The sequence below is a fragment of the Achromobacter sp. Marseille-Q4954 genome (genome assembly GCF_943737025.1).
Taxonomy (GTDB): domain Bacteria; phylum Pseudomonadota; class Gammaproteobacteria; order Burkholderiales; family Burkholderiaceae_B; genus Achromobacter; species Achromobacter bronchisepticus_A.
Genome location: NZ_CALSFQ010000001.1, coordinates 836,212 through 858,379 on the forward strand (window position 1 = coordinate 836,212; position 22,168 = coordinate 858,379).

Below are 22,168 nucleotides of genomic sequence, written 5' to 3' on the forward strand. Positions count from 1 at the left end.
AACCGGCCCTTATTCCCGAATTTCCGCGCCGCGAGGTGTTACGTGACTTGCCCTGGCCCTGCCGCGCGCCTTGCCGCGCGCTCCGCCGCGGCCGCCCCCGCGGCGCCGCTTTCGCCCTCCACCCGTTCCCGCCGTTGGCCGCGCCTGTTGTCGCTGCCGGGCGCAGCCGCCCTCGCCTTGTTGCTGGCCGCCTGCGGCCGCAACGAGGCGCCCCCGCCCGCGCCGCGTCCGGTGGTCGCCATGCCGGCCCAGGCCGATGAACGCTTGCCGGCCTGGACGCTGCCTGGCGAAGTGCAAGCGCGCTACAGCACGCCGCTGTCGTTCCGCGTGGGCGGCAAGATCATCGAGCGCCAGGTCCGGCTGGGCGATGCCGTCACCCCCGGGCAGATCGTCGCGAAGCTGGATCCGGCCGACGCCGCCAAGAACGCGGCCAGCGCCCGCGCGCAGCTGTCGGCGGCCCAGCACCAGCTGGACTATGCGCGCCAGCAGCTGGACCGCGACCGCGCCCAGGCCCGCGAAAACCTGATCGCTGCGACCCAGCTGGAGCAAACCCGCAACAACTACGCCACGGCATTGGCGCAGCGCGACCAGGCGCAACAGCAGGCGGCATTGGCGGCCGACCAGCTCAAATACACCACGCTGCAGGCCGACCATGCTGGCGTCATCACCGCGGAACAGGCGGACACCGGACAAAACGTGGCCGCCGGCGAGCCGGTCTACAACCTGGCCTGGTCCGGCGACATCGATGCCATCTGCGACGTACCGGAAAGCGTGCTGGCGGGCCTGGCCATCGGCCAGCGCGCCAGCGTCACGCTCGGCCCCCTGCCCGGCCAGACGTTTTCCGCGGTGCTGCGCGAGATCGCGCCGGCCGCGGATCCGCAAAGCCGCACCTATCGCGCCAAGCTCACGCTGGAATCCCCGACCCCGGAGGTGCGCCTGGGCATGACGGCCAACATCAGCTTCGACAACCGCTCAGGCGAAAGCCTGACGACCTACACGGTGCCGGCCACCGCGCTGTTCCATGACGGCCCCGCGCCCGCCGTGTGGATCGTCAAGCCGGACGCCGACACGCTGGAGCTGCGCCGCGTCCAGGTGCTGCGCTACGACGCCCGCACCGTCACCCTGTCCAAGGGCTTGCAGGCCGGCGAACGCGTGGTCTGGCAAGGCGTGCACACGGTGGCCGCCGGCGAGAAAGTCCGCGCCGTGCCGCCGCTGCATCCCGAGGATTTCGCCTCATGAGCGGCCCGCAGCAGGACGCTGCGACCCAGGCGCATCGCCACGAGGAAGGCCGCTTCAACCTGTCGGCCTGGGCGCTGCGGCACCAGCCGCTGGTCGTCTTCATCATCACGCTGATCACGCTGTTCGGCGTGTTGTCGTACTCGAAGCTGGCGCAATCGGAAGATCCGCCCTTCACCTTCCGCGTCATGGTCATCAAGACGCTGTGGCCCGGCGCCACCGCGCAGCAGGTGCAGGAACAGATCACCGACCGCATCGGCAAGAAGCTGCAGGAAGCCCCCAACACGGACTTCATGCGCAGCTATTCGCGGCCGGGCGAGTCGCTGATCTTCTACACCATGAAGGACTCCGCGCCCGCCAGCGCCGTGGCCGAGCAGTGGTACCAGGTGCGCAAGAAGGTCGGCGACATCTCGGCCACGCTGCCCCCGGGCGTGCAAGGCCCCTTCTTCAACGATGAATTCGGCGACGTCTACACCAACATCTACACGCTGCAGGGCGACGGCTTTTCGCCCGCCCAGCTGCACGACTACGCCGACCGGCTGCGCACCGTGCTGCTGCGCGTGCCGGGCGTGGCCAAGGTGGATTACTTCGGCGACCAGCCCGAGCACATCTACGTCGAGATCTCCAACACCCAGCTCACGCGACTGGGCGTTTCGGCGCAGCAGATCGCCCAGGCCATCAACAGCCAGAACGCCGTGACGAGCGCGGGCACGCTGACGACCGCCGAAGACCGCGTCTTCGTGCGGCCCAGCGGCCAGTACGCCAACAGCCGCGTCCTGGCCGACACGCTGATCCGGGTCAACGGCAAATCGATCCGGTTGGGCGACATCGCCACCATCCGCCGCGGCTACCAAGACCCGGCCGTCGAACAGATGCGGCTGGGCGGCAGCTCCGTGCTGGGCATAGGCATCACCATGCAGCCGGGGCGCGACGTGGTCCATCTGGGCAAGGCTTTGAGCGCCAAGTTCGAAGAACTCCAGGCCCAGCTACCCGTCGGGCTGACGCTGAAGGAAGTCTCCAGCATGCCCAAGGCGGTATCGCATTCGGTCGACGACTTCCTGCGCTCCGTGGCCGAAGCCGTGGCCATCGTGCTGGCCGTGAGCCTGGTGTCGCTGGGCTTGCGCACCGGCATGGTCGTGGTCATCTCGATCCCGGTGGTGCTGGCGGTCACGGCGCTGTTCATGGACATGTTCGGCATCGGCCTGCACAAGGTATCCCTGGGTACGCTGGTGCTGGCGCTGGGCCTGCTGGTGGACGACGCCATCATCGCGGTCGAAATGATGGCAGTGAAGCTCGAACAGGGCTGGAGCCGCGCGCGCGCCGCCGCATTCGCCTACACCAGCACCGCCTTCCCCATGCTGACCGGCACCCTGGTCACGGTGGCGGGCTTCCTGCCGATCGCGCTGGCCAAGTCCAGCACGGGCGAATACACCCGTTCCATCTTCCAGGTGTCCGCCATCGCGCTGATCACCTCCTGGTTCGCCGCCGTGGTGCTGATCCCGCTGCTGGGCTACCGCCTGCTGCCCGAGCGCAAACGCGAAGCCCATCTGCCCGACGACCACGAACACGATATCTACAACACCCGCTTCTACCAGCGCCTGCGCGGCTGGGTGGGCTGGTGCGTGGACCGCCGCTACCTGGTGCTGGGCGCCACGGCGCTGGTCTTCGTGGCTGCCATGGCCTGCTTCCGCTTCGTGCCGCAACAGTTCTTCCCGAGCTCCGACCGCAGCGAACTGCTCGTGGACGTGCGCCTGCAGGAAGGCGCGTCGTTCGCGGCCACGTTGCGCCAGGTCGAGCGGCTGGAAAAGACGCTGGAAGGCCGTCCGGAAATCGACCACTCGGTCAGCTTCGTCGGCACCGGCGCGCCGCGCTTCTATCTGCCGCTGGACCAACAGCTCGCCACCCCGAACTTCGCCCAGCTGGTCATCACCACGCATTCGGTCGAGGACCGCGAGAAGCTCGCGCAATGGCTGCAGCCCGTGCTGCGCGAGCAGTTCCCGGCCATCCGCAGCCGTCTGTCACGCCTGGAGAACGGCCCGCCCGTGGGCTTCCAGGTGCAGTTCCGCGTCAGCGGCGACAAGATCGCCGACGTGCGCGCGGTGGCCGAACAGGTGGCAGCCGAAGTCCGCGCCGATCCGCGTTCGACCAATGTGCAGTTCGACTGGGACGAGCCGTCCGAACGTTCGGTGCGCTTCGAGATCGACCAGCAGAAGGCGCGCGAGCTGGGCGTCAGTTCCAGCGACATCTCGGACTTCCTGGCCATGACGCTGTCGGGCTACGCGGTCACGCAATACCGCGAACGCGACAAGCTGATCACCGTGAGCCTGCGCGCGCCGCAGGAAGAGCGGATCGACCCCGCGCGCCTGAGCACCCTGGCCATGCCCACGCCCAACGGCGCGGTGCCGCTGGGCAGCCTGGGCCACGTGCGCTATGACCTGGAGTACGGCGTCATCTGGGAACGCGACCGCCAGCCCACCATCACGGTGCAAGCGGACGTCGCCGCTGGCGCGCAAGGCATCGACGTCACCCGCGCCATCGACGCCAAGCTCAACGCCCTGCGCGCCGGACTGCCCGTCGGCTACCGCGTCGAGGTGGGCGGCCCGGTGGAGGAAAGCGCCAAGGGCCAGTCCTCGATCAACGCCCAGATGCCGCTGATGGCGGTGGCCGTGCTGACCCTGCTGATGCTGCAGCTGCAAAGCTTCGCCCGCGTGCTGATGGTGGTGCTAACCGCGCCGCTGGGACTGATAGGCGTGGTCGCGGCGCTGCTGCTGTTCGGCAAGCCCTTCGGCTTCGTCGCCATGCTGGGCGTGATCGCCATGTTCGGCATCATCATGCGAAACTCGGTCATCCTGGTGGACCAGATCGAACAGGACATTGGCGCCGGCCACAAGCGCGTGGACGCCATCGTCGGCGCCACCGTGCGCCGTTTCCGCCCGATTACCCTGACGGCCGCGGCCGCCGTGCTGGCCCTGATCCCGCTTTTGCGCAGCAACTTCTTCGGCCCCATGGCCACCGCCCTGATGGGCGGCATCACCATCGCCACCGTGCTGACGCTGTTCTTCCTGCCGGCCCTGTATGCCGCGTGGTTCCGCGTCCGCCACGACGAGCGCGACGAACCCGAAGGCGTGCCGCCGGGCGCCAACGCCGGCGACACGGTGGAACGGGGAGCATGACGATGAACCGACTTTCCTTGCGCCTGGCCGCCCTGCCCCTGACGCTGGCCTTGGGCGCCTGCGCCTTCGCGCCCAGCAGCAAGCCGCCCGCGGTCGCGCAACCGGCGCAATACGGCGTCGAAGCCACGCCCGCCGCAAGCGCCACCGCCCAGGGCGTGGCGCAACGCTTCGAACCAGGCGCGCGGCCCGTACCCGAATGGTGGAAGCGTTATGAATCAGAGGCGCTGAACGCGCTGGTGGCCGAAGGCCTGACCAACAGCCCGGACCTCGCCGCCGCCGAACGCAACCTGGCCGGCGCGCGCGAACAGCTGCGCGGCCAGGTGAATTCGTCGCTGCTGCCTTCGGTGGACGCGGGCGCCGACGCCTCCCGCCGGCGCGCGCTGACCATGCCGAACCTGCACGAACCGACCGCGCAGTACAACGTCTTCACCGGCCAGATCCACGCCAAGTACGACCTGGACCTGTTCGGCGCGGCGCGCTTTGCCAACGCCTCGCTCGCGGCCCAGGTCGAGCAGCAGGCCTTCCAGCTGGAATCCGCCCGCCGTTCGCTCGCCAGCAATATCGTCACCGGCGCCATCACTGCCGCCGCACTGGCCGAACGCGTGGCGTTGACGGAAAAGCAGGTCGTGCTGGCGCGACAGGTGGCGCGCGACACGCAGCGCCGCTACGAACTGGGTTCGGCCTCGCAGAACGACGCGCTGGACGCGGACCAGGACGCCGCCACGCTGGAAGCGTCCCTGCCCGGCCTGCGCGCGCGCTGGCATGCGACGCGCCATGCGCTGGCGGTGCTGCTGGGCCGCAACCCAGACCAGGCCCCACCCGATCTCGCCTTCAGCATGCTGGCCGTGCCGCAGCAAGTGCCGGTGGTGGTGCCGTCCGAACTGCTGGCTGCGCGCCCGGACATCCTGTTCGCGGATGCGGTGGTGCAAGCCGCCGCGGCCGACGTGGGCCTGGCCACCGCGCAGTTGTTCCCCAGCCTGTCCTTGTCCGCGTCCATGGGCAAGAGCGGCTTCAATTGGCCCGCGGCGATGTCGGGCGCCGGCGCCATCTGGGCGGTTGGCGCTACGCTCACGCAGCCCATCTTCCATGGCGGCGCGCTGCTGGCCGAACGCAGCGCGGCCAAGGAACGCTACGAAGCCGCGCTGCTGCAATACAAGCAGACCGTGCTGACCGCCTTCCGCGACGTGGCCGACACGCTGTCGCGGTTGGATGCCGACGGGCAGGCGCTGGCCTCCGCCGAAGCCTCGCGCCGCTCGGCCGAACAGTCCTACCGCAACACCGCCAGCCGCGTGCGGCTGGGCGCGCTGGCGCCTTATACCGAATACGCTGCGGAACAGCATTACGTGGCGGCCCGCTTGCGCGAGATCGAGTACGCCAATGCGCGCCTGACCGAAACGGCGGCGTTGTTCCAGGCCATGGGGTCGCCGGCCCGCGCCGCGCAGCAATAGCGCATCCAGCCAAGATCGCCGCAGGCCCGCACGCAAGCCCTCGCGCTCACGGCGTGGGGGCTTGTTCCTTCATGCGCGTGGCCAGCGCCAGCGATTCGATGCGGCGGGCGGCCGACTGCAGCAAGGCCGTGGTCTTGTCCTGCGCGATGGTGTTGAGCCGGGCCGCAAGAAAAGTGACGGTCAGCGCGCCGAACACGCGGCGGTCCTCCTGGAACACCGGCACCGCGATGCCCGCCCGCTCCGGCGAGATCTCGCCCACTCCCAGATAAAAGCCCTGCACCCGGATCTGGTCCAGCTTGCCGGTGAATTCGGCCTGCGTCGCGCCCAGGCCCAGATCGCGGATCTCGTCCGCATGGGCTTCGTACAGGCGGCGCTGGTCCTTGCGCGGCAGGAACGCGACGATGGTCTTGGCCGTGGCGCCGCGGAACAGCGGATGGGCGCGGCCGCGGCCGTGCGGAATGCCCAGCTCGTCGGGACCGCGCTCGTGGTGGATGTTCAGGATGCGCAGGCCGTGGATCACGCTGAGCAATACGTCGCCGCCCACCTGGTCCACCACCTCGCGCATGATCGGACGCGCCACGCCCAGCACCGGATCGCCGTCGATGATGAGGTGGTCCAGTTCGATGATGCGCGGCCCCAGCTTGTAGCCTTCGCCCGTCACCCGCAGCAGATAGCCCAGGTCCGTCAGGTCGCGGATGTAGCGGTAGCCCGTGGGCGCCGAATACGACAGGCGCGAAATGATCTCTTCCGCCGACAGCACCGGGGTTTCGAGACTGAAGAGGTCAAGTATCGCTAGGGCTCGCTTCAGGGTGGACATGGCGGTCGTGGGGCGGGGAACAACGCGGGATCGGGCGCAGCGTATCACAGGGGTGCGTGCGGCGCGCCTGTGCCATTGGCGCAGCCTATCGCACCCAGCCCAAGCTCAAGACCCAAACTATCGTTTTCCTATTTTTTATCATTTATAGATAAAAACTAATTGGATTGAATTATTTTTTATCGAATAATGACATTCAAGCAATGGGCAGATTGACGTCCAACACGCCACTGCACCTGCGGAAAACATCAGGGGAAAATCCATGAAGCAGTCTTGCGGCACCAAGGGTGGCATCAGCCGCCGGCATTTCCTGGGGGCCTCGGCCGCCACCTTGGCCAGCGCGGCGCTGGCGCGGCCTGGCCGCGCCTGGGCGGCCGGCTATCCGGCCGAACGCGCCATCCAGTTCATCGTGCCCTTCCCGGCCGGCGGCGGCACCGACCTGGTGGCCCGGCCGCTGGCCCAGGGCATCGGCGAGGCGCTCAAGCAAAGCGTGGTCGTGATCAACAAGGGCGGCGCCGCGGGCAACATCGGCACCCAGCAGGCCGCCCGTTCGGCGCCGGACGGCTACACCATCGCGCTGGGCTCCACCGGCACGCACACGGTGAACCAGAGCCTGTACCAGAACATCGGCTACGACCCGGTCAAAGACTTCGAACCGGTGTCCATGGTCTGCTACTACAACAACGTGCTGGTGGTGCATCCGTCGTTTCCGGCGCGCACGCTGCAGGAGCTGGTCGCGCTCATCAAGGCCAATCCGGGCAAGTACTTCTATGGCATCACGCAGAACGGCAGCTCTGCCCACCTGGCCATGGAACTGCTCAAGGCCACGGCCGGCCTGGACCTGCCCGGCGTGCCGTACAAGGGCGCGGCGGCCGCGGTCAACGACTTCCTGGGCGGGCAGTTTCCGATCCTGATGGACGTGGTGATCAACCAGCAGCAATTCATCCGCGGCGGCAAGTCGCGCCCGCTGGCCGTGACCTCGGCGCAGCGCGCGCAGGCGCTGCCCGACGTGCCGACCGTGGCGGAATCGGGCTTTCCCGGCTATCAGGCCATAGGCTGGAACGGCGTGTTCGCGCCCGCGGGCACGTCCGCCGCCATCATCCAGACGCTCAATGGCGCCGTGCAAAGCGCGCTCAAGCAGCCCGCCCTGGAGCAGTTGACGCAGAACGGACTGGAGCTGCACGGCAGCACCCCGCAAGAACTGAGCCGTTTCGTCGCGACTGAGAGCGAGAAGTGGCGCACGCTGATCAAGAACGCCGACATCAAGGCCACCTGATGCAACGCATACCCTACGGCGTCCCCTTGGACGCCAGCGCCAATCCCTGGCTGCCGCTGGACCGCGAACTGCGCGCGCAGGGCCTGCGCGCCGCGGGCGCCGCGCCGGTGCGCGCGGTGGTTTGCGTCACCGTCCACGTCGACGGCCCCGCCGTCGAGGTCGGCCGCAAGCAGTTCCCGGCCGGTCCCCATACCGCGGGCCGCTATGCCATCCGCCGCGGCGTGGCGCGGCACCTGGAGATCCTGGCGCGCCACGGCATGCCTGCCACGTTCTTCGCCTGCGGCTACGACGTCGAGCACTATCCGGCGACCTTCCACCGCATCCTGGAGGCAGGCCACGAGATCGCCGCCCACGGCTATCTGCACGAAGCCTGGGACCTGGGCGATGACGAGCCCGCGCTGCTGGAGAAAACCCATCGCATCATCCAGCGCGAGCTGGGCGTGACGCCGGCGGGCTGGTGTTCGCCTTCGGGCCGCAAGAGCCATCGGACCCTGCCCGCGCTGCGACGCCTGGGCTATTGCTACGACGCCAGCGAAAAGGACCAGGACCGTCCCTACCTGCCGGCGGACACGGCGGATTTCATCATGCTGCCGAACAACACGGTCTCGCTGGACGACTATCCGTTTTACTTTTCGGGCCACAGCCTCGCGGCGGAAGCGTATGACAACTGGGTGCAGGAATTCGAGGCGCTGCGCCAGGCCGAAGGCTATGTGCACCTGACCGTGCACCCCAAGGCTGCCGGCGGTTCCGGCACGCCGGCCCGCGCCGCGGCGCTGGACCGCTTCCTGGCCTATCTGGCCGCCCAACCCGATGTGCACGTCATGACGCTGGAAGCGCTGGCGCGCCACTGCCTTGCCCGCCCCGACGCCTGGAGAAGCGCATGAGCGCCGACAAAACCGTACTGGTCACCCTCAATGTGCAGGGCATCGGCCCCGAAGCCGCGACCCAGCCGGAAGCCTCGCTGCACGGCCGCGACGCGCATGGCCGCTATACCTACGGCGGCGGCCTGGCGCGCGTGCTGGACATGCTGCGCCGCCAGGGCATTCGCGCCACGCTGTTCTGGCCGGTGTTCGAAGCCGAACGCTGCCGCGGCCTGCTGGAACAAAGCCTGCGCGACGGTCACGAGGCAGCCTCGCAAGGCAATGCCTACGAAGACCTGCCCGCGCTGGGCGAGCGCGAAGGCGAAGTGCTGGAACGGGCCCGCGACCGGCTGGCCGAACTGACCGGCGCCCCGCCGCGGGGCTTTCGCTATGCCAGCGCGTTTACCGCCAGCACCGTACCGCTGCTGCACCGGCTCGGCTATCGCTACGACAGCAGCGCAATCGACGACGACGCCCCCTACGCCCTGGACGCCGACGGCGGCCCCGGCATGCTGGAGCTGCCCTGGAGCGAAGGCCTGTGCGACGCCACCCATTTCAGCCGCCGCGTGACGCAGGACCGCGCCTACGCGCACTGGGTGGAACAAGGCGACGCGCTGCTCGCGGCCGATGGCTATGCCTGCCTGACCTTGCATCCGCGCGCCGACAACGGCGTGGGCCGCGCGGCCAGGCTGCTGAAAGTCGAGCAACTGCTGGAGCGCTTCCGCGCCGCGGGCGCCAGCTTCAAGACCTGCGCCGAATTGGCCGCCGCCTCCCACCATACGCGCTGAACGCAGGACGCCCATGGCCTGCTTGCACTGGTAAACCCTGAGCAATATTGGCGCCAAAATAAGCTAACATTTTTTCGCCAACCAATTTCCACCCCCAGATTGCGGCGCGGCGCGCCGCCCTATGTCCATGACCCAGATCACCCAATTTCCCTTCGTATCGGTTTCGGGCGCGCCCGAGGCCCGCGGCCGCTCCTATGGCCAGCAAGCTGCCGACCGCGTGCGCAAGAGCGCCAAGATGTACGGCCAGACCCTGGTCGACCTGGGCTATGACGCCATGGCGCGCACCCAGCTGATCAACGGCTTCGCCCGCGAGATCGAGAACTTCGCGCCGCACTACCTGGAAGAGATGCGCGGCATCGCCGCGGGCGCCGACGTGCCGTTCGAAGACATCGTGATGGTGAACGCCCGCACCGAAGTCATCGCCAAGGCCCGCGCCGAAAAGAAGAAGGCCGCCGAACTGGAGCCGGGCGACGGCTGCACCGGCGCGCTGATCCTGCCGACGCGCTCGGCCAACGGCCGCCTGATCCATGGCCAGAACTGGGACTGGCGCGCGGAATGCGCCGAGACCGCGATCGTGCTGCGTGTGCGCAACGACAACGGCCCCGACATGCTGACCTTCGTCGAAGCGGGCGGCCTGGCGCGCAGCGGCCTGAACAGCGCCGGCGTCTCGATCACCGCCAACTACCTGGAATCCGACCGCGACTTCCGCCAGCTGGGCGTGCCGCTGTCGCTGATCCGCCGCAAGGTGCTGGAACAGGAACACTTCGCGCTGGCGATCAAGGCGGTGGCAACCACGCCCAAGTCTTGCTCCAACAACATCATGATCGGCATGGCGGCGGGCTTCGGGGTCGATTACGAATGCACCACCGACGAGGCCTTCCCCATCTACCCGGGCAGCGATGACCTCATCGTCCACGCCAACCACTGGGTCAGCGACGTGGCCCTGTGCAAGCTGCGCGACACGGGCCGCGCCAGCACGCCGGAAAGCGCCTACCGCGACTGGCGCGTGCGCCGCCTGTTGAACGAGCAATCCAAGCTGACGCGCGAAGACTTGAAGCGCGCGCTGTTCGATGACTTCGGCGCGCCCTATTCGGTCTGCCGTCCGCCGCGCCCCGGCAGCCACGACAACCTGTCGGCCACGGTGGCGATGGTGATCATGGAGCCGGAAGCCGGCCTGATGGAAGTCGCGCCGCTGCCGGCGCTGAACCGCAGTTTCACCCGCTACAGCCTGAACGCCGAACCCGAACTGCTGGCTGCCGCCTGAAGCGGCGCGCCCGCGCAACCCCAGGAAGACGTATCGATGAAAAACCATTTGTTGAGCGCCGCGGTTGCGCTGGCGCTGGGTTCCATGGCCGGCGCGGCCTGGGCGCAATCGGCCCCGCCGCTGCGCATTTCACTGACGGCGGACATCCGCTCCACCGAACCCGGCGTCAACCGCGACAGCAACAGCGACGCGGTGGTGCTGCACATCGTCGAGGGCCTGGTGGCCTACGGCGAGGATGCCGAGGTGCGGCCGCTGCTGGCCAAGTCGGTGGACATCAGCCCGGACGGCAAGACCTATACCTTCAAGCTGCGCGAAGGCATCACGTTCCACAACGGCAAGCCGATGACGTCGGCCGACGTGCTGTGGACCTGGCAGCATTACACCGCGGCCAATTCGGGCTGGCGTTGCGCCAGCGAGTTCGACGGGCGCGGCACGGTCAAGGTGACGGGCGTGGAAGCCCCGGACGCGCAAACGGTCGTCTATCACATCGAAAAGCCCAGCAGCCTGTTCCTGGCGACACTGGCGCGCGCCGACTGCGGCGGCACCGGCATCCTGTCCAAGGACTCGGTGCGCGCGGACGGTTCCTGGGACAAGCCCATCGGCACCGGGCCATTCGAATTGGCGGAATGGAAGCGTGGCGAGTACGTGCGCCTGACGAAGTTCGCGGGCTATTCGAACCTGGACGGCAAGCGCGACGGCTATACGGGATCGAAGCGGCCGCTGGTGGACGAGGTGCGCTTCCTGATCGTGCCGGACGATTCCACCGCCAAGGCGGCCCTGCAGCGCGGCAACATCGACATCATCGAGGACGTGTCCAATAGCGACGTGCCGGTGCTGCAAGGCACGCCGAACGTCAAGGTGGCGCATGCGCCGGTGATGAGCATGACCGCGCTGCTGATGCAGACCAAGGATCCGGTGCTGGCCAATCCCAAGATGCGGCAGGCGCTGGCGCACGCGATCGATTATCAGCAACTGGCGGCGGCAGTGACGGAAGGCCTGGCCCAGCCCAACAATTCGATCGTGCCGCTGGTTTCGCCCTACTACGACGCGGCGCAGAAGCAGGGCTGGAACTACGATCCGGCGCTGGCGCAGAAGCTGCTGGGCGAAGCGGGCTACAAGGGGCAGGATCTGACGATCCTGACGACCAAGCGCTATCCGCAGTCGTACAACTCGGCGGTCATCATCCAGGCGATGTTGCAGGCGGTGGGGATCAAGGCGCAGCTGTCGGTGGTGGAGTGGGCGACGCAGCTGGACCGCTATAACGCGGGCACTTACCAGATGATGACGTTCCCTTATTCGGCGCGGCTGGACGCGGCGCTGAACTACGAGATGGTGACGGGGGACAAGGCGAAGCAGCCGCGCAAGGTCTGGGACAATCCCGCCGCGCTGAAGCTGATCGAGGCGGCGTCGTCGGATACGGATCATGCGAAGCGGCAGGCTTCGTTTGATCAGCTGCATAGGCTGTTCCTGGCGGATGTGCCTAGTATTCCTTTGTATAACGGGTTGGATATTGGGGCTTATCGGGCGGATATCAGGGGGTATCAGCCTTGGGCGGTCAAGAAGCCGCGGGCATGGGAGGTGGAGCGGGTTTCGGCTCCTTGATGTTGATTTTGTTGTCTTTGTTGGTGCCGGTGCGGTCTTCGTAGGTCGCCCGGCGGCGCGGGCCTGGTGGCTGCTCGCGCCCACGATTGCGGTCCGGAGCGTTCGCTCCGGACTGCCCCTTCGTCATCTTCGTCCTCGCCTTCGGCGACTCCTTCAGATTCCCTCGGGCGCATCGAGGTTGCTCGCAGCCACCAGGCCCGCACCGCCGGGCTACGAGTTTCTTGGTTCGCTGCGCCGTCAGACCCGTGGGTAGTGGCGAGGTTTGCGGGGCCCGCTGAATGCGGCCGCCTGCGCGGCCGCATTCAGCTTACTTGGTGGTGGGGCGTCGGAGCGGTGTGCGCTGGCGCGCTGGCGTGGGTCTTGTTTTTTCTCTCCTGCGGTTTTCTCCCCCCGCACCTTCCTTTCCGTTTTTTTCTCCGCTTTCGCTCTGCCTTCCCTTCTTCTCCCCTTTTCTCGCCACTCTGATTGCCTGGCCGTATCCGGCCACGCCTATTAGGGATACTACTGGTATCTCTTTGGGATACCAGTGGGGTACCTTCTCATCCGTTACGCGCGGCGGCAACTCGGAGTCTCTGTCGTCCGCGCTTTTTTCTTACGCTGCAACACACATGAACGCTACTCAACGCACCTATCAGACCCTGCTGGACCAGATCGTTTCGCGCCGGATTCCGGCGGGGGAAGTGTTGGAGGAACGCCGGTTGGCGGATGAGCTGGAGGTGTCGCGCACGCCGTTGCGCGCGGCGATGAACCGGTTGTTGGGCGAAGGGATGCTGGAGCGGCTGTCCAACGGATCCATCGTGGTGCGCTCGTTTGGCGTGACGGACCTGCTGGAATTGCTGCAGATCCGCAGCCTGCTGGAAAGCGAGGCGGCGGCGATGGCGACCGGGCGGATTCCGGCGGAGCCGCTGGAAGGGCTGCGGGCGCGCTTGCAGGCCTTGCTGGATGCGAAGACGCCGGACGAAAAGTCGGATTGGGAGGTCGATAACGCGCTGCATGATCTGGTGGCGGCGTACTGCGGCAACCGGAATCTGGCGACGATGATCACGGCGACGCGGCGGCAGGTGCGGATGTGCGATGTGGAGCGCTTGCCGCAACGGCAGGTGCAGGCGCGGGAAGAACACTTGGCGATCGTGGAAGCGCTGCTATCGGGCGAGTCGGCCCGGGCGCGGCAGGCGATGGCGGCGCATCTGGAGAACGTGCGGCGCAGCTATGTGAATTCGCTGGGGTATCTGAGCCATGGCGCGTGACCTGGACGCATCCCCGCGCGTGATCCGCCCGCGGCCGCTCACGCCCGAGGCCTTTGCGCCATATGGCGAGGTGATCGCGCACCAGGGCGCGGAGCGCCGTCACTATCTGACCGAGCCCATGCGGCATGGGCCCGAGGTGGTTCGCCAGGCCGGCTGGGTCAGCCGGGTGCAGGCGGCGGCGCCGGGGCCGGTGGAAATCCGGCTGATGGAACGCCACCGCCATGCGGCGCAGAGCTTCGTGCCGTTGACGGGCTCGCCCTATCTGGTGGTGGTGGCGCCGACCGGCGCCGACGATCTGCCCGACATGGCGCGGCTGGAAGCGTTTCTCGCGACTGGCAGCCAGGGCGTGTGCTACCGCGTGGGCGTCTGGCATCACGGCCTGACCGTGTTGCAGGGGCCGGCGGAGTTCCTGGTCCTGATGGGCCAGACCGGCCGCGGCGATGACGACGAGTTCTGGCAGGCGCCGGCTCCGCACGCCCTGGTTTCGATTTCCGATTGACCCTACCTCGATGGCTAGCCCCGCTATGACTACCGATCATCCGCACTTGCGCCGCGATTTCGTCGGCTACGGCGCCAACCCGCCCGATCCCCGTTGGCCCGGCGGCGCGCGCCTGGCGTTGAACCTCTGCATCAATTACGAGGAAGGCGGCGAGCCTTCGGTGCCGGACGGCGACGCTGAATCCGAGACCGGCCTGACCGAGGGCGGCGCCGGAGGCTTCACCGGGCGCGACCTGGCGGCCGAATCGATGTTCGAGTACGGCAGCCGGATCGGCTTCTGGCGCGTGCACCGGCTGCTGCAGGAACGCGGCATGGCGGCCACGATACTGGGCTGCGGCCTGGCGCTGGAACGCAATCCGGAGGTCTGCGAGGCCATCAAGGCGGCGAGCTATGACGTGTGCGCGCACGGCTGGCGCTGGGAACGGCACCAGAACCTGACGCTGGAAGAAGAGCGCGAGCGCATCCGCCGCACCGTGGAATCGATCACCCGCACGGTGGGTTCGCGCCCGCTGGGCTGGTACTGCCGCTACGGCCCCAGCCTGAACACCCGCGCCTTGCTGGCCGAGGAAGGCGGCTTTCTGTACGACTCCGATACCTATAACGACGAGCTGCCCTACTGGACCGAGGTCGGCGGCAAGCCCCACCTGCTGGTGCCTTACGGCCTGGCCAATAACGACGCCAAGTTCATCCGCGGCGGCATGGCCACGGGGCAGGACCTGTTCGAGTACCTGCGCGACGCATTCGACATGCTGTACGAGGAAGGCGCCACGGCTCCCAAGATGATGTCCGTGGGATTGCATCTGCGGCTGGTCGGCCAGCCGGGCCGCGCGGCAGGCCTGGCGCGCTTCCTGGACCACGTGGCGGCGCACGGCGACGTCTGGGTCTGCCGGCGCGCCGACATCGCTCGCCACTGGCATGCGCACCATCCGGCCGCCCAGGGCGCCGCGCGCTGATTCGTTTTCTGCATCGCCCACGTTTTCTCATCAGGAGAGCAGCATGTCGAAGTACCAGAAAATCAATCGCCGCGGCCTGCTGGCCACGGCCCTGGCCGGGTTGCTGGCGCTGGGCTTGAGCCCGGCGGCGCAAGCCGAGGCCTATCCCAGCAAGCCGATCCGCATCGTCGTGCCCTTCCCGCCCGGCGGCGCGGCCGACACCCTGGCGCGCGCGCTGTCGCAGCAGTTGAACGACACGCTGGGCAAGCAGGTCATCGTGGAAAACCGCGCCGGCGCGGGCGGCACCATCGGCACCAATGCGGTGGCGCGCGCGGAGCCGGATGGCTACACGCTGCTGTTGGGCAACGTGTCCACGCTGGCGATCGCGCCCAGCCTGTATCCGAACCTGAACTACGACCCGGTGAAGGATTTCACGCCCATCACCCTGGTGGGCAAGAGTCCGCTGGTATTCGCGGTCAATCCGGGCCTGCAGGCGAAGAATCTGCCCGAACTGATCGCGCTGGCGAACAAGGATCCCGGCAAGCTGACCTTTGGCTCTTCCGGCGCGGGCAGCATCACCCACCTGACCGGTGAAGTGCTGAACCTGGCCACGGGCGGAAAACTGGTGCACGTGCCCTACAAGGGCAGCTCGCCGGTGCTGCTGGCGGTGGCCTCGGGCGAATTGAGCATGGGCGTGACGCAGGTTGTGGAGATGCTGCCGCAGTACAAGGGCGGCCGGGTTGGCGCCGCGGCGGTGACGGGCATCGAGAAGTCGCCCGCCCTGCCCGACGTGACCACCGCTGCCTCGCAAGGCGTGAAGGGACTGGAAGCCACCACCTGGTACAGCCTGATGGCGCCCGCGGGCGTGCCGGCGGAAGTGGTGCAGCGCCTGCATCCGGCGCTGGAAAAGGTGCTGACCAACGCCGAGCTGCGCAAGCGCTTTGCCGACGAGGGCCTGATCCTGGCGCCGTCCACGCAGGCGGAGCTGAGCGCGTTCCTGGGCAATGAAGTGCGCGACTGGGCCGCGGTGATCAAGCAGGCGGGCGTGAAGCTCGACTAGCGGCTGGCGCCGGGCCGCGAGCGCGGCCCGGCGCCATCAAGCGTCCTACTTGCCGTCGCGGACCTTGGTTTCCCAGGCCCGCGGCTTGCCTTCCCAGACCGAAAATCCTTCCACGCGCTTGCTGGATGCCCAGGCGTCCGCGCCGTTGTACAGCATCAGCATCGGGGTCTGTTCCAGCATCAGGGCGTGCAGCTGGTCGAACAGCGCCTGGCGCTTGGCCGGATCGGATTCCAGGAAACTCTCATCGATCAGCTTCTGCGCCGCGGGGTCATCCCAGACCTTGCGCGGCTGCTTGGCCTTGTCGCCCGAAAACTGCTCGAAGCTCAGCGACGGGTCCAGGCGCGAAGAAAACGAGAACGAGCTGATCTGATACTTGCCGGTGTTGTAGCGGTCCAGCTGCGTGGCCCATTCCAGCACCTCGATCTTGGCGTTGATGCCCACCGCCTGCATCATGGCCTGGGCGATCACCGCCACTTGATAGCTCGGCACGTGGGCGCGCTTGTTGGCGTAGATGATCACGGGCTCGCCCTTGTAGCCGGCTTCCTTCAGCAATTGCTGCGCCCGGGCCGGATCGTATTTGTAGCCGCGCTTTTCCGCGTCCTTGTAATAGGCCGAACCCGCGTAGACCGCGGAATTGTTCAGTTGGCCCAGGCCTTCGGAGGCGGCGGCCACGACCTGCGGAATATCCAGCGAGGCGGCGATGGCCTGGCGGATCTTCACATTCTTCAGCACCGGATCCTCGGTCTGGAACAGCAGCACGTGCTTGACCGCGTCATGCGGGCTGAACACCGTCAGGTTCTTGGCGTTCTTCAGTTCGCCCACATCGGTGTTGGTGATCTGCGCGGCGTCGATGGCGCCCGACAACAGGCCCGCCTTCGAAGTGGACGGATCCGGCACCACCAGGAACTTGACCTCATCAGCCAGCGGACGCTTGGAGCCCACGTAGCCGTCCGGCTTGTCGCCAGCGGGCGAGACGTAATCCTTGTAGGCCGTCAGCAAGGTGTATTCACCGCGCTTCCAGTCCTTGAACATGTAGGGGCCGGTGCCCACCGGCTTGATCCAGGAACCGTCGGCGGCGACCGAATCCTTGGAGATGATGGCGGTCATGCCGCAATCGGTGCGGGCCAGCGAATCCAGGAACACGGCCGACTTGCGGTCCACCTTCATCACCACGGTCTGCGCGTCGGGCGCGGACACGTCCGTCACCTTCAGGCCGTTGCGGCCGTCAAAGTCGCTGCGGCAGCGCCAATCCGTCTTGGGATCCATGTAGCGCTGCCAGTTCCAGACCACATCGGCCGAGGTCAGCGCGGCGCCGTTGTGGAACTTGACGCCGTCGCGCAGCTTGAAGGTATAGGTCAAACCGTCTTCCGACAGGTCCACCGACTTGGCCAGCAAGGGCCCCACGGTGCCGTTCTCGCGATAGCCGACCAGGCCCTCGACGATGTTGAGGATCACGCCGTCGGTGGTGTTGTCGCGGTTGACGCCGGGGTTGGTCGAGCGGATGTCGGCGGGCTGGGCGATGGTCAGCAGCGCGGCCTGGGCCGAACCGGCGGCGGCCAGCGCCAGGCTGAGCGCGAGCGCTCTAGGTACGAAAACATGGTGCATGCAAAGACTCCCCGGCGTGCGGCGCAAAATTCACGCATATATTGGCGCCAAAATTAGCTGCCCATTATGAGCGGAATGCGCCGCTCCGCTATCGGGGGTATCCCTGAAGGCGCCGCCGGAATGAAAAACGGCGGCCTTCATTCCGAAGGCCGCCGCATGCTTGCAGCGCCGGTTGCGCCGGCCGCCTCAGGAGATGTCCTGCCCCACGTGCTGGGCAATGATTTTCTGCAGGCGCTTGACGTCGCGCGCTTCCAGCGCGTCCACCATGTCGAAATGCTCGCGCGCGGAAATCTCGATGCGCGAGCGCGTCACCCATTCCTTGGCCGGCGCCGCCGGGCCGCGGGCCCGGGTTTCGTGGATCAGCGCGACCAGTTCGCGGTTGCGGCACATGTCGTACATGCCCGCGTGGAAAGCCACGTTGACCTCGTACTGCTCCAGCAGCGTGCCGTCCTGCAGCAGCTTGGCGAAGCGTTCGGCCAGGGTGCGCAGCGCCTTGACCTTGGCCACGGTGACGTTGGGCATCAGGTCCGCCGCCGCGCCCGTTTCCAGCAGGATGCGGATGTCGCGGATCTGCAGATGCTGGTCCGGATCCATGGCGTAGACGTGATAGCCCCGGTTCGGGATGTGCGCGATCAGCCGCTTGGCGGCCAATTGGTCTAGCGCCCGCCGGACGTCCAGACGCTTGGCGTCGTAGCGTTCCTGCAGGTCGATCTGTTTCAGCCAGGCGCCGGGACCGTAAACGCCCGCCTGTATATCGTGGGCGATGCGATCAACCAGGCCGGGTTGCGCCGTTGCCGCTTTCGGCATGGACCACTCCCGTCTATCAAATCCGAAGCGCGTATTTTATGCGTAAGTATTCCCGGGGGACGGCGCCTGCGCCCCCTGGGATACCCGCCCCTCAGGCGCTGGCCCGCAACGGCTGCGGCTGGTCCAGCCGCCAGCGCAGGCGCACGCCGCCGGTATCGGTGGATTCCAGCGCCGGAATCGCCGACAGCAGGCTGCGGGTGTACTCCTCTTGCGGTTGGTCGAACACCGCGTCGCGAGAGCCCTGCTCGACGATGCCGCCGTCGCGCATCACCACCACGCGGTCGGCCACCTGCTCCACCACGCCCAGGTCGTGGCTGATGAACAGGCAGGAAAAGCCATGGCGTTCCTGCAGGTCGGCAAACAAGTCCAGCACCTGCGCGCGCACGGTCACATCCAGCGCGGACACCGGTTCGTCGGCGATGACGAAGGCCGGACGGCGCACGATGGCGCGGGCAATTGCCACACGCTGGCGCTGGCCGCCCGACATCTCGTGGGGATAGCGCTTGGCGTACTCGGAACCCAGGCCCACTTCGGCCAGCACTTCGTCCACCCGGCGGCGCTTCTCCGCCGCGGGCATGTCGTCCAGCATGCGCAGGCCCTCTCCCACCAGCTGGCCGATGGTCATGCGCGGGTCCAGCGAGGAATACGGATCCTGGAACACCATCTGGCAGTTCAGCCGGTAATCGCGCCAGGAGGCCGAACGGCGGTTCACGGCCTGGCCGCGGAACAGGATCTGGCCCGAAGTCGGCGCCAGCAATCCAGCGATGGCCCGTCCCAGCGTGGTCTTGCCCGAACCGGAGCCGCCCACCACCGCCACCACTTCGCGCGGCTTGACGTGCAGGTCGATGCCGTTGAGCGCGCGCTTGGCGCCGGTGCGCGAGAACAGCCGCTGATGGCCGGCGTAGTCGACCACCAGGCTCTTGACCTCGACGATGGGCGGCTCCTTGCCCAGCTGGCGCGCCGGCAGCCGGCGCGGCATGGCGTCCAGCAGCTTGCGGGTGTAGGGGTGCTGCGGCCGCTCCAGAATGCTGGCGGTGGCGCCTGTCTCCAGCACCTTGCCGTGCTGCATCACCACCATGCGCTCGGTGTAGCGCGCGACCATCGGCAGGTCGTGGCTGATCATCAGCACCGCCGTATGGTGTTCGCGGGTCAGGTCCACCATCAGCTCCAGCACGTCGCGCTGCACCACCGCGTCCAGCGCGGTGGTGGGCTCGTCGGCGATCAGGAGCGCGGGCTCCAGCAGCATCACGGACGCCAGCATCATGCGCTGGCGCATGCCCCCGGAGAACTCGTGCGGCCAGGCTTCCATCGCGCCCTTGGGATCGCGGATGCCCACCCGACGCAGCATTTCCAGGATGCGTTCGCGGCGCGCGGCGGCGGACAGGCCCTTGCGGTGCAGGCGCAGGCCCTCCTCCAGCTGGCGGCCGATGGGCATGGACGGATTCAGCGAGGTCATCGGCTCCTGGAACACCATGCCGATGCGCGCGCCGCGCAGCTTGCGCAGCGCGGCCGGGGACGCCTGCGTCACGTCCACGCCTTCGAACTTGATGGAGCCGCCGGCCACCACCAGCGGCGATGGCGTCAGGCCCATGATGGCGCGCGCGGCCTGCGTCTTACCGCTGCCGGATTCCCCGACGATGCCGACCATCTCGCCAGGCGCCACCTCGAAGGACACGCCGCTGACGATTTCGCGCCCGCCCGGGCCAACGGTCAGCGACAGATTCGATACGGATACCAATGCGCTCATTACACGCCCCTCATGCGGGGATCGAAGCGGTCACGCACCGCGTCGCCCAGCAGATTGATTCCCAGCAGCGCGAGCGCGATGGCCAGGCCGGGAAGTATGGATAGATAGGAAGCCTGCGCCATGAACGGCCTTGCGGCGGCCAGCATGTTGCCCCAGGTGGGCGCGGGAGGCGGCACGCCCAGGCCCAGGAAGGACAGCGCGCTTTCCGCCAGGATCACCCAGCCGAACATGGAAGTGGCCAGCACCGTCAGCGGCGCCACGCAATTGGGCAGCACGTGGCGGAACATGGTGTAAAGCTCGGAGTTGCCCAGCACGCGCGAGGATTCGATGAACTCCTTCTCGCGCAGCGACAGCACCGTGCCGCGCACGATGCGCGTCACCGAGGGCGTATAGGCCAGGCCCAGCGCCAGGATGATGCCGTACTTGTTGGCGCCTACTACTGCCAGCAGGCCCAGCGCCAGCAACAGCCCGGGAAAGGCCAGCAGCGCGTTGTTGAAGGCCATGATGATGCGGTCGGTCCAGCCCCGCACAAAGCCGGTCAGGGTGCCGACGATCGTGCCCGCGACGATGGCGAAGCTCACCGTCAGCAAACTGATCCAGACACTGCTGGAGGCGCCGGCCAGCAGGCGCGACAGCTCGTCACGGCCGAATTCGTCCGTGCCGAGCAGGAACTCGCCGCCCGGCGGCTTCAGGCGCGCCACGAAGTTGATCTTGAGCGGGTCATGCGGTGTCCAGAAGGCGCCCATGATGGCCGCCACCAGCATCAGCGCCACGATGACGCCGCCCAGTAGCGCGTTGGCTGCAATTCGCTTTTTCATTCGGCGGTCACTCTCGGGTCAAAGAGGGGATAGCAAAGGTCGATGAACAGGTTCACGATCACGTAGACCACGCCCACGAACAGCAGACAGCCCTGGATCACGGGGTAATCGCGGGCGAAGATGGAGTCCACCAGCAGACGTCCCAGGCCGGGGATGGTGAACACCGTCTCCACCACGGCGATGCCGCCCAGCAGGTTGCCCAGCACCAGGCCGATCAGCGTCCAGGTGGGACCGAAGGCATTGCGGAAGGCGTGGCGCATCAGCACCGCGGATTCCGACAGGCCCTTGGCCCGCGCATGGGTGATGTAGTCCAGCCGCAGCACTTCCAGCGTGCTGGCCCGCGCCATGCGCATCAGCACGCCGATCTCATGCAGGAACAGCGTCAGGATGGGCATGGCCAGGTACAACAGGCCGGCCTTCCAGTCTTCGCCGATGGACACGTAGCCCACCACCGGCAGCCATTGCAGCTTGAGGCCGAAAAAGATCAGCAGCAGCAGGCCCAGCCAGAAGGTCGGAATCGACACCAGCAGCGTGGCCGTGCCGACCAGGAACAGGTCGGGCGCCTTGTTCTGCTTCCAGGCGGCGATCATGCCGGCCGGCACCGCCACCAGCGCGGCGAACAGCACCGCCACCACCACCACGCGGCCGCTGATCAGGAAGCGGTCCCACACCAGCGGCAGCACCGGCTGGCCGGTATTGATGGACGAACCCAGGTCCCCGTGCAGCATGTTGCCGAACCAGATGCCGAACTGGGTAAGCCAGGTCTGGTCCAGCCCCAGCCGCTCCCGCAGGTCGGCCAGCGCGGCCGGCGTCGCCAGGTCGCCCAGCAGCAGTTGGGCTGGGTCGCCCGGGATGAGCCGGATCATCACGAACACCGCCACCGCCACAATCAGCAGCGTCGGTATGGCCATGACGATCCGGGATAGCGCGAAACGCAGCATGCCCCTCTCCTATTCCTGGTCGCGGACTCGCGGATGCCCGCAAGCGCCGCGT

General features: G+C 67.4%; 18 protein-coding genes. 12 read left to right on the forward strand and 6 right to left on the reverse strand.

Going from position 1 to position 22,168, the window contains the following annotated elements; all coding sequences use genetic code 11:
• Positions 1-42 precede the first annotated feature (42 nt).
• Genes NGK62_RS03810 through NGK62_RS03820 form a run of 3 tightly spaced genes read left to right on the forward strand, consistent with a single transcriptional unit; the run spans position 43 to position 5,857 of the window.
• Positions 43-1,239, forward strand: coding sequence for an efflux RND transporter periplasmic adaptor subunit (locus NGK62_RS03810; RefSeq protein WP_502802950.1), 1,197 nt, complete (start codon positions 43-45; stop codon positions 1,237-1,239).
• A complete protein-coding gene (locus tag NGK62_RS03815; RefSeq protein WP_251877476.1) occupies positions 1,236-4,409 on the forward strand; it encodes an efflux RND transporter permease subunit in 3,174 nt (1,057 codons plus the stop codon). Before NGK62_RS03810 ends, NGK62_RS03815 begins: the two co-directional genes overlap by 4 nt.
• Positions 4,410-4,411: 2 nt before the next feature.
• On the forward strand, positions 4,412-5,857 hold the full coding sequence (locus NGK62_RS03820) for an efflux transporter outer membrane subunit (RefSeq protein WP_251879524.1): 1,446 nt from the start codon (positions 4,412-4,414) through the stop codon (positions 5,855-5,857).
• A 46-nt stretch (positions 5,858-5,903) separates the two neighbouring features.
• Here NGK62_RS03820 and NGK62_RS03825 read toward each other — a convergent pair whose 3' ends face one another.
• Positions 5,904-6,674 carry an IclR family transcriptional regulator gene (locus NGK62_RS03825; protein ID WP_251877478.1) on the reverse strand — a complete coding sequence of 257 codons (771 nt, stop codon included), beginning with the start codon at positions 6,672-6,674 and terminating at the stop codon, positions 5,904-5,906.
• A gap of 259 nt (positions 6,675-6,933) precedes the next feature.
• On the opposite strand from NGK62_RS03825, the gene NGK62_RS03830 reads away from it, so the two are divergent.
• The 9 genes from NGK62_RS03830 (at position 6,934) to NGK62_RS03870 (ending at position 16,198) form a co-directional block, all read left to right on the forward strand.
• Entirely contained in the window at positions 6,934-7,947 is a 1,014-nt protein-coding gene (locus tag NGK62_RS03830; RefSeq protein WP_251877480.1) for a Bug family tripartite tricarboxylate transporter substrate binding protein, read from the forward strand.
• The gene (locus NGK62_RS03835; RefSeq protein WP_251877482.1) at positions 7,947-8,831 is read left to right on the forward strand and encodes a polysaccharide deacetylase family protein; all 885 of its coding nucleotides are present in this window, start codon (positions 7,947-7,949) and stop codon (positions 8,829-8,831) included. Before NGK62_RS03830 ends, NGK62_RS03835 begins: the two co-directional genes overlap by 1 nt.
• A complete protein-coding gene (locus NGK62_RS03840) occupies positions 8,828-9,595 on the forward strand; it encodes a polysaccharide deacetylase family protein (protein ID WP_251877484.1) in 768 nt (255 codons plus the stop codon). Before NGK62_RS03835 ends, NGK62_RS03840 begins: the two co-directional genes overlap by 4 nt.
• Positions 9,596-9,722: 127 nt before the next feature.
• Positions 9,723-10,859: a C45 family autoproteolytic acyltransferase/hydrolase gene (locus NGK62_RS03845; RefSeq protein ID WP_251877486.1), complete on the forward strand. Its 1,137-nt coding sequence runs from the start codon at positions 9,723-9,725 to the stop codon at positions 10,857-10,859.
• A gap of 36 nt (positions 10,860-10,895) precedes the next feature.
• Positions 10,896-12,461: an ABC transporter substrate-binding protein gene (locus tag NGK62_RS03850; RefSeq protein WP_118931894.1), complete on the forward strand. Its 1,566-nt coding sequence runs from the start codon at positions 10,896-10,898 to the stop codon at positions 12,459-12,461.
• Positions 12,462-13,069: 608 nt separating this feature from the next.
• On the forward strand, positions 13,070-13,708 hold the full coding sequence (locus NGK62_RS03855) for a GntR family transcriptional regulator (RefSeq protein ID WP_059375022.1): 639 nt from the start codon (positions 13,070-13,072) through the stop codon (positions 13,706-13,708).
• On the forward strand, positions 13,698-14,207 hold the full coding sequence (locus NGK62_RS03860) for an ureidoglycolate lyase (protein WP_251877488.1): 510 nt from the start codon (positions 13,698-13,700) through the stop codon (positions 14,205-14,207). Before NGK62_RS03855 ends, NGK62_RS03860 begins: the two co-directional genes overlap by 11 nt.
• A 25-nt stretch (positions 14,208-14,232) precedes the next feature.
• A complete protein-coding gene (locus tag NGK62_RS03865) occupies positions 14,233-15,159 on the forward strand; it encodes an allantoinase PuuE (RefSeq protein WP_251877490.1) in 927 nt (308 codons plus the stop codon).
• Positions 15,160-15,202: 43 nt separating this feature from the next.
• On the forward strand, positions 15,203-16,198 hold the full coding sequence (locus tag NGK62_RS03870) for a Bug family tripartite tricarboxylate transporter substrate binding protein (protein WP_059375028.1): 996 nt from the start codon (positions 15,203-15,205) through the stop codon (positions 16,196-16,198).
• A gap of 45 nt (positions 16,199-16,243) precedes the next feature.
• Here the strand turns inward: NGK62_RS03870 and NGK62_RS03875 are convergent, their stop codons facing one another.
• From NGK62_RS03875 to NGK62_RS03895, 5 genes are all read right to left on the reverse strand, one after another.
• Positions 16,244-17,803 (reverse strand): ABC transporter substrate-binding protein, encoded by a 1,560-nt coding sequence (locus NGK62_RS03875; protein WP_118931897.1) that lies wholly within the window; start codon positions 17,801-17,803, stop codon positions 16,244-16,246.
• 186 nt (positions 17,804-17,989) lie between these two features.
• The gene (locus NGK62_RS03880; RefSeq protein ID WP_251877492.1) at positions 17,990-18,610 is read right to left on the reverse strand and encodes a GntR family transcriptional regulator; all 621 of its coding nucleotides are present in this window, start codon (positions 18,608-18,610) and stop codon (positions 17,990-17,992) included.
• 91 nt (positions 18,611-18,701) lie between these two features.
• Positions 18,702-20,357 carry an ABC transporter ATP-binding protein gene (locus NGK62_RS03885; protein ID WP_251877494.1) on the reverse strand — a complete coding sequence of 552 codons (1,656 nt, stop codon included), beginning with the start codon at positions 20,355-20,357 and terminating at the stop codon, positions 18,702-18,704.
• A complete protein-coding gene (locus NGK62_RS03890; RefSeq protein ID WP_059375034.1) occupies positions 20,357-21,175 on the reverse strand; it encodes an ABC transporter permease in 819 nt (272 codons plus the stop codon). The genes NGK62_RS03885 and NGK62_RS03890 overlap by 1 nt, the downstream gene beginning before the upstream one ends.
• Entirely contained in the window at positions 21,172-22,116 is a 945-nt protein-coding gene (locus tag NGK62_RS03895) for an ABC transporter permease (RefSeq protein ID WP_054450419.1), read from the reverse strand. Before NGK62_RS03895 ends, NGK62_RS03890 begins: the two co-directional genes overlap by 4 nt.
• Positions 22,117-22,168: the final 52 nt, after the last annotated feature.

What these genes read in the sequence shown, in the direction of transcription:
- NGK62_RS03840 (WP_251877484.1), top strand. Translation starts at nt 8,828, where the DNA reads ATGAGCGCCGACAAAACCGTACTGGTCACCCTCAATGTGCAGGGCATC.
- NGK62_RS03830 (WP_251877480.1), top strand. Translation starts at nt 6,934, where the DNA reads ATGAAGCAGTCTTGCGGCACCAAGGGTGGCATCAGCCGCCGGCATTTC.
- NGK62_RS03825 (WP_251877478.1), bottom strand. Translation starts at nt 6,674, where the DNA reads ATGTCCACCCTGAAGCGAGCCCTAGCGATACTTGACCTCTTCAGTCTC.
- NGK62_RS03885 (WP_251877494.1), bottom strand. Translation starts at nt 20,357, where the DNA reads ATGAGCGCATTGGTATCCGTATCGAATCTGTCGCTGACCGTTGGCCCG.
- NGK62_RS03860 (WP_251877488.1), top strand. Translation starts at nt 13,698, where the DNA reads ATGGCGCGTGACCTGGACGCATCCCCGCGCGTGATCCGCCCGCGGCCG.
- NGK62_RS03820 (WP_251879524.1), top strand. Translation starts at nt 4,412, where the DNA reads ATGAACCGACTTTCCTTGCGCCTGGCCGCCCTGCCCCTGACGCTGGCC.
- NGK62_RS03875 (WP_118931897.1), bottom strand. Translation starts at nt 17,803, where the DNA reads ATGCACCATGTTTTCGTACCTAGAGCGCTCGCGCTCAGCCTGGCGCTG.
- NGK62_RS03895 (WP_054450419.1), bottom strand. Translation starts at nt 22,116, where the DNA reads ATGCTGCGTTTCGCGCTATCCCGGATCGTCATGGCCATACCGACGCTG.
- NGK62_RS03855 (WP_059375022.1), top strand. Translation starts at nt 13,070, where the DNA reads ATGAACGCTACTCAACGCACCTATCAGACCCTGCTGGACCAGATCGTT.
- NGK62_RS03865 (WP_251877490.1), top strand. Translation starts at nt 14,233, where the DNA reads ATGACTACCGATCATCCGCACTTGCGCCGCGATTTCGTCGGCTACGGC.
- NGK62_RS03850 (WP_118931894.1), top strand. Translation starts at nt 10,896, where the DNA reads ATGAAAAACCATTTGTTGAGCGCCGCGGTTGCGCTGGCGCTGGGTTCC.
- NGK62_RS03815 (WP_251877476.1), top strand. Translation starts at nt 1,236, where the DNA reads ATGAGCGGCCCGCAGCAGGACGCTGCGACCCAGGCGCATCGCCACGAG.
- NGK62_RS03845 (WP_251877486.1), top strand. Translation starts at nt 9,723, where the DNA reads ATGACCCAGATCACCCAATTTCCCTTCGTATCGGTTTCGGGCGCGCCC.
- NGK62_RS03835 (WP_251877482.1), top strand. Translation starts at nt 7,947, where the DNA reads ATGCAACGCATACCCTACGGCGTCCCCTTGGACGCCAGCGCCAATCCC.
- NGK62_RS03890 (WP_059375034.1), bottom strand. Translation starts at nt 21,175, where the DNA reads ATGAAAAAGCGAATTGCAGCCAACGCGCTACTGGGCGGCGTCATCGTG.
- NGK62_RS03880 (WP_251877492.1), bottom strand. Translation starts at nt 18,610, where the DNA reads ATGCCGAAAGCGGCAACGGCGCAACCCGGCCTGGTTGATCGCATCGCC.
- NGK62_RS03870 (WP_059375028.1), top strand. Translation starts at nt 15,203, where the DNA reads ATGTCGAAGTACCAGAAAATCAATCGCCGCGGCCTGCTGGCCACGGCC.